A 206-nucleotide genomic window follows, 5' to 3' on the forward strand; every position below is an offset into this window, starting at 1 on the left:
GGCCCGGCGGCGCCGAGGTCACGTTCTGGCTGGCCCGGGCGGTGGTGGAGCTGCTCGCCGTCGCGGGGCGGGAGCGGCCGCTGCTGCTGGTCCTCGACGACCTGCACCGCGCCGAGTCCGAGACCCTCGCCCTGCTGCGCGCGGTCGTCGCCGGGGTCACGGAGCTGCCCGTGCTCGTCGCCGCGGGCCTGCGCCCGGCCGAGGCG

The 206-nt window shown here is 80.1% G+C and carries 1 pseudogene; it reads left to right on the forward strand.

The annotated features are described in order from the left end of the window. Positions 1 to 206 (forward strand): annotated as a pseudogene (locus GTW08_RS09700) (hypothetical protein); the annotation flags it as partial.

It is taken from the genome of Pseudonocardia sp. SID8383 (assembly GCF_009864975.1).
GTDB lineage: Bacteria > Actinomycetota > Actinomycetes > Mycobacteriales > Pseudonocardiaceae > Pseudonocardia > Pseudonocardia alni.